The sequence below is a fragment of the Pedobacter rhizosphaerae genome (assembly GCF_900111155.1).
Classification (GTDB): domain Bacteria; phylum Bacteroidota; class Bacteroidia; order Sphingobacteriales; family Sphingobacteriaceae; genus Pedobacter; species Pedobacter rhizosphaerae.
The window spans coordinates 57,413-69,880 of record NZ_FOGG01000003.1 but is presented as its reverse complement, the minus strand read 5'-3'; the positions used below and the strand labels follow the sequence as shown (position 1 = coordinate 69,880).

General features: G+C 40.9%; 6 protein-coding genes. All 6 read left to right on the top strand.

Going from position 1 to position 12,468, the window contains the following annotated elements; all coding sequences use genetic code 11:
* Positions 1-75 precede the first annotated feature (75 nt).
* Entirely contained in the window at positions 76-3,207 is a 3,132-nt protein-coding gene (locus tag BMX11_RS03220) for a DUF6298 domain-containing protein (protein ID WP_090881668.1), read from the top strand.
* A 3-nt stretch (positions 3,208-3,210) separates the two neighbouring features.
* On the top strand, positions 3,211-4,614 hold the full coding sequence (locus BMX11_RS03215) for a glycoside hydrolase family 140 protein (protein WP_090881336.1): 1,404 nt from the start codon (positions 3,211-3,213) through the stop codon (positions 4,612-4,614).
* Positions 4,614-5,552, top strand: a complete 939-nt coding sequence (locus tag BMX11_RS03210; RefSeq protein ID WP_090881333.1) for a glycoside hydrolase family 43 protein — start codon at positions 4,614-4,616, stop codon at positions 5,550-5,552. The genes BMX11_RS03215 and BMX11_RS03210 overlap by 1 nt, the downstream gene beginning before the upstream one ends.
* Before the next feature lie 713 nt (positions 5,553-6,265).
* Entirely contained in the window at positions 6,266-8,089 is a 1,824-nt protein-coding gene (locus tag BMX11_RS03200) for a sialidase family protein (RefSeq protein WP_090881326.1), read from the top strand.
* Positions 8,090-9,520: a sialate O-acetylesterase gene (locus tag BMX11_RS03195; protein WP_245738565.1), complete on the top strand. Its 1,431-nt coding sequence runs from the start codon at positions 8,090-8,092 to the stop codon at positions 9,518-9,520. It begins immediately after the preceding gene.
* Entirely contained in the window at positions 9,520-12,297 is a 2,778-nt protein-coding gene (locus BMX11_RS03190; RefSeq protein ID WP_090881323.1) for a glycoside hydrolase family 2 protein, read from the top strand. Before BMX11_RS03195 ends, BMX11_RS03190 begins: the two co-directional genes overlap by 1 nt.
* Positions 12,298-12,468: the final 171 nt, after the last annotated feature.

The window sequence follows — 12,468 nt, the reverse complement described above, 5'->3', positions numbered from 1 at the left end:
AGAATGACTTGACTATAAAAATAAAGTAGAATTACATTATAAATGTTAAATACTAACCTCAAATATGAACCACAAATGTCGAAGCTAAAGCGCTATTTAGTTTTACCCTTTATTTTGGGTTCATTATCAGTATTTGCTCAAAAACCTAAGGTTGTAGAGCCACCTAAACCCATTTATAGAGATAAGGATGGGAAAATGGCCTATACACCAGATGCACAGGGCAATCGTGTTCCTGATTTTTCTTACGCGGGCTATATGGCCGGAGAAAAAAGCATTCCAATGGCAACCGTTAAGGTGATTGTTCCGGTAAAAACGGGAGATGCAACCTTAAGAATTCAATCTGCCATCAACTACGTGAGCAAATTACCTGTCGGAAAAGATGGCTTAAGAGGGGCAGTTTTACTCGAAAAAGGAACTTATGAAGTTGCCGGTACGTTAAAGATTGCCTCTTCTGGCGTAGTGCTAAGAGGATCAGGAATGGGAGATAATGGAACGATTATCCATGCTACAGGCCTGGACCGAATTGGCGTAATCAGGATTCTAGGAAAAAATAATAAAGCAGATGGAAGTGCTGTAAATATTACAGATACTTATGTTCCGGTTAATGCAAATAAGATTACAGTTGCAAGTACAACAGGGTTTAAAGTTGGAGACAACATCACCATCCATCGGCCATCTACCAAAAACTGGATAGATGATATCAATACCGAGCATTTCGGTGGTGGCATTACCTCTTTAGGTTGGAAAGCCGGACAAAGAGATCTCTTCTGGGATCGTCAGATCATCAATATCAGTGGAAACACAATCACTTTCGATGCACCAATCACTACGGCGCTAGATGCCGGATATGGTGGTGCAACAGTTTCGAAATATACCTGGTCGGGCAAAATTACGCAATCAGGGGTAGAAAACCTAAACCTGGCATCCGATTATCACAAAGAAAATTTAAAAGACGAATATCACCGATGGAATGCCATTAGCATAGAAAATGTGCAGGATGCCTGGGTTCGCCAGGTAACATTTCAACACTTTGCTGGCTCTGCAGTCAGCGTACTCGAAACGGCTAAGAGAATAACAGTTGAAGATTGTAAATCACTGGCTCCGGTATCAGAAATTGGTGGAGAAAGACGATATACTTTCCTTACCAGCGGACAACAGACTTTATTTCAAAGATTGTATTCAGAATATGCATACCACGATTTTGCAGTAGGATTCTGTGCGGCAGGACCGAATGTATTTGTGCAATGCCAGTCTTATTTACCGTATAGCTTTAGTGGTGCAATTGATAGCTGGGCTTCAGGAGTACTGTTTGACATCGTAAACGTAGATGGTGAGGCATTGAGCTTTATGAACCGCGGACAAGACGGGCAGGGAGCAGGCTGGGCAGCCGCAAACAGTATGTTTTGGCAATGCTCGGCAGCAAGAATAGATTGTTACCAGCCACCAACAGCACAAAATTGGGCCTTGGGCAATTGGGCGCAGTTTGCTGGCGATGGGTATTGGGACCAATCTAACGAACAGATCCAACCCCGAAGCTTATATTATGCACAGTTGAAGGACAGGCTGGGTAAAGGAGTGGAGGAAAGAACGTTTTTACTCCCTGTAGAAACAGAAGCGTCGAGTAGTCCACCGGTAGATGTAGCCCAAAAATTAACCAAACTGGCAGTAAAACCCGCTCAAACTCTTGCCGAATATATTGATTTAGCAAGCGATAGAACAAAAATCGCAGCAGCTGCTGGTCAGGCTAAAAATATTGATCAAATTGGTTTAGATAAGGTAGAGCAGCCAAAAATGGCCAGCGCCATGTCTATAAAAAATGGTTGGCTGGTACGTGGAAATGAACTGGTTGTGGGCAATCGTCAGGATGTTCCCTGGTGGAACGGCAGTGCACGGCCTTACGGATTAAAGAGCACTAAATTTCATGTTACCCGTTTCGTTCCTGGCCGGGCTGGCAATGGCCTTACCGATGATTTAGATCAGATTACCGATTCTATGCAAAATGGAAAGGTTAAAGTTTTAGACCATAACTATGGTCTGTGGTACGATAGAAGGAGAGATGATCATGAGCGTATCCGCCGCATGGATGGAGAAGTTTGGCCTCCCTTTTATGAGCTCCCATTCGCCCGTAGCGGACAAGATATAGCCTGGGATGGCTTAAGTAAGTACGATGTAACGAAATACAATCTCTGGTATTGGGATCGCTTAAAGCAGTTCGCCAACCTCGCTGATCAAAAGTCATTGGTATTAATTCACCAAAATTATTTTCAGCATAACATCATTGAGGCAGGGGCGCATTATGCCGACTTCCCTTGGCGTACCGCAAATAATATTAACAGCACAGGATTTCCTGAGCCGGTACCTTATGCAGGCGACAAACGAATTTTCATGGCCGAGCAGTTCTATGATATTAGTAATGAACACCGCAAAGCTATCCATAAAGCTTACATCAGAAAGTGTCTGGAAAATTTCAATGGAAATACGGGAGTCATTCAGTTAATTGGTGCCGAATTTACCGGACCACTTCATTTCGTACAATTTTGGATCGATACGATTAAAGATTGGGAGAAAGAAACGGGAAAACATCCCATAATTGGCTTGAGTGTTACTAAGGATGTTCAGGATGCCATATTAGCCGACCCAGCGCGCGCATCAGTGGTAGATCTGATCGATATTCGTTACTGGCATTATCAGGCAGATGGTACGGCTTATGCACCTCAAGGTGGTCAGAATTTAGCACCCAGACAGCATGCCAGACTGTTAAAACCAAAGAAAACTTCTTTTGAGGAGGTATATCGTGCCGTTTCAGAATATAAAAATAAGTTTTCTCAAAAAGCAGTGATCTATTCAGGAGATAACTTCGATAGTTTCGGTTGGGCAATTTTTATGGCTGGAGGCTCTTTATCTAATATTCAAGGTTTCAACCAATCTTTTTTAAGTGCGGCAAGTACCATGAAACCCTTTTTACCCGCGGGAAAATCGGCAAAGCAATATGGCCTCGCTGATCCTGGAACAGCTTATATCCTCTACAATGCATCTGCGGAAGCAATTGATCTGGACTTAAGCAAAGCGCCAGGAAAATTCAGTATTACGGTAATGAACGCAAAAAATGGCCAGTCAATTAAAGAAGAAAAAATTAATGGTGGTAGTCCATCAAAAATTAACAAAGTAGGATCAGGGGATGAAGTAATATTCATCAAAAAACTATAAAATATGCGCTTTAACAAATTCTATATCTATTTATTAATTGCCGTAATGGCAACTGCTCTGGGCTGCAAAAGTAAAAAGCAAGCAGATCCAAAATCATTGCTGGTTTCAGAAAATGGTCGTTTTTTAACTACAGGAGATGGTAAACCTTTCTTCTGGTTAGGCGATACAGCCTGGTTACTTTTCAGCAGGTTAACACGCGAAGAGGCCGATACTTATCTGGAAGACCGTAAACAAAAAGGGTTTAACGTTATCCAGGTGATGTTACTTCATGATGTACCTTCCAGAAATGTGTATCTGGACTCATCTCTGGTTCGCGCCAATGTGGCTAAACCTGCCATTACCCCTGGAAGTAATTATAAAAAAGCCGATGAATACGATTATTGGGACAATGTAGATTATATCATCGATAAAGCGGCAGAGAAGGGCTTATATATGGCATTGGTGCCGGTTTGGGGAACCAATGTAAAAGAGAAAAAAGTAAAAGAACCTGAAGCAAAAGTTTATGCTGAATTTTTAGCCAAAAGATACCGTGACAGATGGAATATCATTTGGTTAGATGGAGGCGATATTAAAGGCAGCGATGGACTGAACGTATGGACTACCATTGGTAAAACCTTAAGGGCGAATGATCCCAATCATTTAATTACTTTCCACCCAAGGGGAAGAACAGCTTCTTCTCAATGGTTCCACAACGCAGCATGGAGCGATTTTAACATGATACAATCTGGGCACCGCCGTTATGATCAGGATACTTCTAAAAACGAAAAACTGCATTACGGAGAAGATAACTGGAAATATATTGAAGCCGATTATAAATTAACTCCTGTTAAACCTACTATAGACGGAGAGCCTTCTTACGAAGATATCCCGCAAGGATTACATGATACTACACAACCACGCTGGACAGCTGCAGATGTAAGACGTTACGGTTACTGGTCGGTTTTTGCAGGTGCATTTGGTTATACCTATGGTCATAATTCTGTGATGCAGATGTATAAAGTAACCGATAAAAAGCCAGCTTACGGGCCAAAAGATCAGTGGATTACGGCGTTAAATGCTGCTGGGGCAACTCAAATGAAATACCTGAAAGACTTAATGCTTTCGCGTTCTTACTTTGATAGGGTTCCCGATCAATCGGTTATTGCCGGACAGAATGGAGAAAAGTACGACAGGTTATTGGCTACCAGAGGAGCAGATTACGTGATGGTTTACACCTACACCGGAAGAAATATCAATTTGAATATGGGTAAAATTGAGGGTGAGAACGTAAAGGCCTCCTGGTTTAATCCTAGAGATGGAAAAACTACCCTAATCGGTGCAATAAACAATAAAGGGACACATACATTTGATCCTCCTGGTGAAGTGATAAATGGAAACGATTGGGTTTTAATATTGGATAAAATATAATGATAAGAAGTTTAAGCAAAATATTGAGCACAAGAATAGCCTTAATTGGGTTATTTTGCTGTATTTTAAGTTCTTGCAGCAAACAAGCTTATATTTTTACGTCTTTTCATGAACCTGCCACTGAGGGTTTGAGATTGCTTTATAGTGATGATGCCTATCATTGGACTGATTTAAATAAAACTTTACTTAAGCCGGAAGTAGGCACACAAAAGGTAATGCGCGATCCTTCTATCGTTCAGGGACCCGATGGAACTTTTCATCTGGTGTGGACTTGTAGCTGGAAAGGTGATAAAGGATTCGGGTATGCCAGTTCAAAAGATTTAATCCACTGGTCTGCACAAAAGTTTATCCCGGTAATGGAAAGCGAGCCAGCTACGGTTAATGTTTGGGCACCAGAAATTTTCTATGAAGAAGAGACAAAGGAATACATTATTATCTGGGCTTCAACCATCCCTTTTCGCTTTGAAAAAGGCATTGAAGATGAAGATAACAACCATAGGATGTATTACGTGACAACAAAAAACTTTAACAGTTTTTCTAAACCTAAATTGTTCATTGATCCCGGGTTTAGCGTAATAGATGCTGTTATTGTTAAACGCAAGGCGAAAGATTATGTGCTGGTTTTGAAAGACAATACCCGGCCTAATCGAAATTTAAAAGTAGCCTTTAGTAACAGTGCAACAGGACCCTATGGAGCGGCCTCAGAAACTTTTAGCCCGAAGCTAACCGAAGGACCAACGGTAGTTAAGGTAGGAAAGGAATGGCTGATTTATTTCGATGCTTATGGGCAAAAAATCTATTCAGCAGTGAAAACAGCAGATTTTAAGGCTTTCAAAGATGTAACCAGTGAAGTCGCTATCCCGGAAGGGCATAAACACGGAACGATCATTAAGGTAAAGAAAAGTGTAATAAAGAAATTGATTAATGAAATGAAGTAAGGCGGTCTTCAACAAGCTCAGACTGACAAGATGTGGAAGTATAGATGCATGATAAGGATAAATAATGATGTCATCCAACTTGAAATGTCATCCTGAGCCTTTAGCCTTGTCATCCTGAGCTTCCCGATGTAAAATCGGGACAGGTAATCGAAGGATATAGCGCTGGACTATTGATAGTTCTTCTACAAGCTCAGATTAACAAGATGTGGAAGTATAGATGCATGATAAGGATAAATAAGAAATGTCACCTACGTAGGTTGTCATCCTGAGCCTTTAGCGTTGTCATCCTGAGCTTGTCGAAGGATATAGCGCTGGACTATTGTTAGCTCTTCAACAAGCTCAGACTGACAAGATGTGGAAGTATAGATGCATGATAAGGATAAATAAGAAATGTCACCTACGTAGGTTGTCATCCTGAGCCTTTAGCGTTGTCATCCTGAGCTTGTCGAAGGATATAGCGCTGGACTATTGATAGCTCTTTGACAAGCTCAGACTGACAAGATGTGGGAGTAAAATGAATAAGAAATAAAAAAAGATATACTACTTGTGATGTCATCCAACTTGAAATGTCATCCTGAGCCTTTAGCCTTGTCATCCTGAGCTTCCCGATGTAAAATCGGGACAGGTAATCGAAGGATATAGCGCTGGACTATTGATAGTTCTTCTACAAGCTCAGATTAACAAGAGTAGGTAACTGAATAAAAAACGTAATAATGAAATTAACTAAATATATATTGTTTCTATCAGCTTTGGCTTTTTCATCAGTCAAGGCACAAGATACCGTACGCTACACAGGTAAAACCCTGGTAAATGCCGATTATCATCACGGGCAGCTATCGCCTGTTATGGGCGTTCACAGCATCCAAACTTTCAGGGCAAACAGGGAACATCCTGAGCTTGCAGAAAACTTTGGCTGGACGTACAATCACGCACCCATGCTGGCTTATTGGAACAATAAGTTTTATGTAGAATATTTGAGCGACAAAGTGGGAGAGAGTATTCCCCCAGGTCAAACGCTGTTACAAACTTCGGCAGATGGTTACACCTGGAACAAACCAGAGGTGATTTTTCCTATTTACAGAATCGCTGATGGTACCACGAAAGCAGGCAGAACCGATGTGGCTAAAGATCTGGACGCAGTAATGCATCAAAGAATGGGGTTTTATGTTTCCACTAAAAATGTCTTTCTGGTACTGGGTTTCTACGCCATCAGTTTCGATGCAAAAGACGATCCCAATGATGGAAATGGATTAGGCAGAGCGGTGAGGGAAATTAAGGCTGATGGCACTTATGGTCCAATCTACTTTATTCATTACAATCCAGGCTATTCTGAAAAAAATACCCGATATCCGCTATACACCCGCAGTAAAAGTAAAGCTTTTGTTGAGGCCTGTAAAGAATTATTGGCTAATAAGTTAATGACTCAACAATGGAATGAAGAAGCTGATAGAAAAGATCCCTTAATCACTTTGCAAAAACAATATAAAGCCTTCTGTTATTACCATTTACCTGATGGTAGAGTGGTTGGCTTATGGAAAAATGCACTTACTGCTATCAGCAACGACAATGGTAAAAGCTGGCCTGAAAACGCCAGTCGTGCGCCGGGTTTTGTAAACAGCAATGCTAAAATCTGGGGGCAAAAAACAGCTGACGGAAACTATGCCACTGTATACAATCCTTCAGAATACAGGTGGCCATTAGCCATTTCTACGAGTAAAAATGGTTTAGATTATACCAATCTGCTGCTCGTAAATGGAGAAATTACCCCAATGCGCTATGGTGGAAATTACAAATCTTATGGTCCGCAATACGTTCGTGGAATAGAAGAAGGAAATGGAAAACCTGCTGACGGAAAACTTTGGATTACCTACAGCATGAACAAGGAAGATATTTGGGTGTCGGCTATTCCTTTACCGGTAAATGATAAAGCATCTGCCCATGTAGATGAAGATTTCAGCAAACTGGCTAAAGGTAAAGAGTTGGCACTTTGGAATACCTACAGTCCGCTATGGGCACCGGTTAAGGTAGAGAACGGAACCTTGGTTTTAAAAGATAAAGACCCTTTTGATTACGCTAAAGCGGAAAGATTATTTCCGGCTTCGAGAAAAGTGGTGACTTCGTTTTCAGTTACCCCAAAGCAAAGCGATCACGGACTGCTGGAGATTGAATTACAAGATGAAAAAGGGATGGCTACTGTAAGACTGACATTCGATACCGCAGGTACCATCAGTGCCAAAGCCGGTGCCCGATACAAGAATTTTATGAAGTACACGGCCGGTGAAACCTATGATATTAAACTCAAATTAGATGCCTTTACACGCTTTTATACTATTACCGTAAACGGAAAAGACGTATTAACGAGCTTGGCTTTTCAACCTGTTGCGACAGTTTCCAGGATTGTTTTCCGTACTGGTGATGTGCGCCGTTTTCCAGACGTGGATACCCCTGCAGATCAGACTTATGATTTACCAAATGCAGGAGAATCGACCAAAGAAGCCAGTTACAGTATAAAATATTTAAAAACAGCAGGATTTTAGATGAAGTATTTATTCAAATATTTTGGTTTTCTCTTTTTGTTCTGCATCACCACGACGGCAGATGCTAAAATTTTACTGCCACAGATTTTATCGAGCAATATGGTTTTACAACGAGATAAAACCCTTAATATTTGGGGCTTTGCGAGTCCTGGAGAGAAGATTTCTGTGAGCTTTGCGGGACAGGTTCGCAAAGCGACCACTAATCAATCAGGCCATTGGACGGTAGAATTAAGCCCTTTAAAAACATCCTGGAAACCACAGTCAATGATCATTTCCGGGTCGAACCAGATTACCTTAAGCAATATTTTAGTGGGCGAAGTGTGGGTTTGTTCTGGTCAATCCAACATGGAATATGCCATGCGCAAACTGGTGAAAATCCCGAAACCTAAAAAGGAGCACCTGGGATTTCCTTTAGATGAGGTGGCGAAGGCTAAAAATGATCAGATCAGAATTTTTCTGGTCAATCGTAAAACCCTAATTAAGCCAGATTCCATTCACAAAAGCTGGAGTATAGCCCAGGATTCCGCATTAAGGGCATTTTCTGCAGTTGGCTATTTCTTTGCGAAAGAAATTCAACAAAAACTAGGGGTTCCGGTAGGGATGATTTCTGCTGCCGTTCCCGGAAGTGCAATTGAGCCCTGGATTTCAAACGAAGCCTTCAAAACCGCTGATGAATTTAAAAAGGAGAAAGTTGGCAATGACCCCGGTAAGTTTTATATCCCCATGATTGAGCCTTTAACCCAATTTAAAATCCGTGGTTTTCTCTGGTACCAGGGGGAAACGAATTGCTTTTTGAATGAGACGCTAAGCTATTCGAATAAAATGAAAACACTCATCAACAGCTGGCGTAAAGCCTGGAAGGATGGCGATTTACCTTTCTATTATGTTCAGATAGCCCCATTCAATTACTCCAAAACCAAAGGGAAAGTGATTTTAACGGAAGATACCGAACCACTATTTTGGGAGGCACAAACGCAGCTTTTACGCTTACCCAATACAGGAATGGTTTCAACGAACGATCTAACCGATTCCAATGATGACCTTCACCCAACCTATAAATGGGAAGTAGGCAGGCGATTGGCACTGTGGGCCCTGGCCAAAACCTACAACCAGCAAATAAACTATTCAGGGCCAATTTATAAGTCTGCCTCTTTTAAAGGAGATGAAGCGATTTTGACATTTGAACACCTGAAAAACAATTCAACTGCAATAACAGGATTTACCATTGCTGGCCAGGATGGAAAATTTATCCCTGCAGTTGCTAAAAATATAAACGGTAAGGTTGTGGTATCAGCTGGTGGATTAAAAAATCCCACGGCGGTTCGCTACAACTGGACAGAAAATCCCACAGGCACTTTCTTTAGCCAAGGACTACCCGCTCTGCCCTTCAGAACAGATAACGCATTAACAAACCAATTTAAACCCAATTAATGAAACGCAGATTTATACTCTTCTTGTGTTTACTTCCGATGTTTAGTGCCCTGAAAGCGCAGCAAACAGAAAAATTATATTTATCCGGAACAGGTAACGATCAAACGGTTAACTGGGATTTTTTCTGCACAGCAGGAGCGAACTCTGGTAAATGGACCACTATCCCTGTACCCTCAAATTGGGAACTTCAGGGCTTTGGTCAATATAATTATGGTTTTAATAAAGAAGCCAACAAAGGCAAGGAACAGGGTTTATATAAATACAATTTTAAGGTTCCTGCCGATTGGAAAAACCGCAAAATCAACATTGTTTTTGAAGGATCTATGACCGATACCGAAGTGAAAATCAACGGTAAGCTGGCTGGAGAAATCCATCAGGGTTCATTTTATGTGTTTAGATATGATATCTCCAAACTGATAAAAATCGGATCAGATAATTTACTTGAAGTAAAAGTTTCTAAGCATTCTGCTAATCAATCCGTTAACGAGGCAGAAAGAAAAGCAGATTTCTGGATTTTTGGTGGTATTTTCAGACCTGTATACCTGGAGTCTTTGCCACAATCGCATATAGAAAGGGTTCAGATTGATGCCAAAGCAGATGGAAATTTCATCGCCAATCTGTCTTTTATTGGCGATGCCGATAAAGTTGAAGTCGTACTCACTGGAAAGGACGGAAAGCGCTTCGGCAACAAATTCAGCACTGCTATTGCAAAAGGAACAAAGAAAGTTGCGCTAAACAATCAATTTGAACAGCCCGCTGTATGGTCTTCAGAGTTTCCCAATTTGTATAAGGCAACGTTTACCTTGCTTAAGAATGGTAAGGAAGTTCATCAGATCACTAAGAACATAGGTTTCAGAACCATTGAAGTGCGTGAGCGGGATGGCGTTTATGTTAATGGGGTTAAAATGAAATTCAAGGGCGTTAACCGTCATTCATTTTATCCTACATCCGGCAGAACAACGAGTAAAAAAATCAGCATTGATGATGTATTGTTGATGAAAGAAATGAATATGAATGCTGTTCGGATGTCGCATTACCCACCAGATGGACACTTCCTGGATGTATGCGATTCATTAGGCTTATTTGTTATGGATGAACTTGCGGGTTGGCATGGCACTTATAATACACCAACAGGAACCAAACTGCTCAGAGAAATGATGTGGAATGATGAAAATCATCCTTCTATTGTGTTTTGGGCTAATGGAAACGAAGGCGGTCACAATCGGGAGTTAGATCATTTATTTCCTGAAGAAGATATTCAAAAGCGTCCGGTGATACATCCTTGGGAGGTTTTTGGTGGTTTTGAAACCACTCATTACCGCGAGTTCAACTATGGCATTGGTAATTACGATCATGGCCACAACATTTTAATGCCCACAGAATTTTTGCATGGTATGTTTGATGGTGGCCATGGTGCAGGTATTGAAGATTACTGGAATGCGATGTGGAACAATCCACTATCGGCAGGTGGTTTCCTTTGGGATTTTGCCGATCAGGGGGTAGTTCGTACGGATAAAAATGGTGAACTGGACACTGATGGAAATCATGGTCCCGATGGAATTGTTGGCCCTTACCATGAAAAGGAAGGTAGTTTCTATACCATTAAGGAGGTTTGGAGCCCGGTATTTGTAGAACGACGGGAAATGACCGCGGGCTTTGACGGATCTTTTCAGGTGGAGAACAGGTATGCCTTTACCAATCTGAATCAATGCAGTTTCAGCTGGAAACTCAGCAGCTTTAAATCGGCTAATGATGATGCCATTTTTAAGGGAGCTAAGATTGATGCACCTAACATCAGGCCTTTTGAAAAAGGAAAACTAAAAATTAACCTACCTGCCGACTGGAGAAGCTTCGATGCATTGTATCTTACTGCCAATTCACCTGATGGGAAAGAATTGTTTACCTGGAGTTTTCCAATCGCCTTACCAAAGGATGATGCGGAGAAAATCGTAATTACGAAGGGGCCTGCTAAGATAAACATCAAAGAAAGCAGTACAAACTACGAAGTATCTGCAAATGGCATTAATCTCACGTTCGATAAAACCACTGGATTACTTAAAACAGCTAAAAATGCCAAAGGAATTATCCCTTTCAGCAATGGCCCGTTTTTACAGGAAGGCGAAAATAATTTCAAAGGTTTTAGTTATAAGATGGATGGACAAAACCTCGTAATTTCTTCCAAATTTGATAAAAAAGAAAGTTTCAATACGCTAGAATGGACTGTTTATCCATCAGGATGGCTAAAAATGCAGGTTAAATATTTTCCATCTGCTTACTTTACCACATTTGTGGGACTGAACTTTTCGTATCCGGAATCAGAAATAAAAAGCGTAAATTATAAAGGCAATGGTCCTTATCGTGTTTGGAAAAACAGAATGAAAGGCAACCAGTTTGGCATTTGGCAAAAGGATTACAACAATTCGGCAACTGGTGAAGCACCTTGGCAATATCCTGAATTTAAGGGCTATTATTCAGACCTTTACTGGTGCGAGTTTGTAGGAAAAACGCAGCATTTTAAAGTAGTAACAGATAGGGAAGATGTTTTCTTAAGGCTATTTACACCGAAAAAATCGAAAGATACAGAGTATGATAATATGAGTCCAACCTTTCCGAATGGAGATATCTCTTTCATGAACGGAATTTCGGCCATTGGAACAAAAACACAAAAACCAGAAACAACCGGGCCTATGGGTATGAAACATGTGTTCTATGATTTTGATAAAGAACCATCAAGGGCTTTGGATATGACTTTGTATTTTGGTTTTAGTGGTAAATAGGCTTTGCCCGCAGATTTAAAAGATTTGCGCAGATAAGAATAGAAAATGGGGTTGCCAAATATTTAAAACTGGTGGATGGGGGCAAAAATGCTGTTAACTTAAGGAGAAAATTAAAATGGATTGTCATCCTGAGCCTGTCGAAGGTTAATCCATTTCAGTTTTCGACTTATT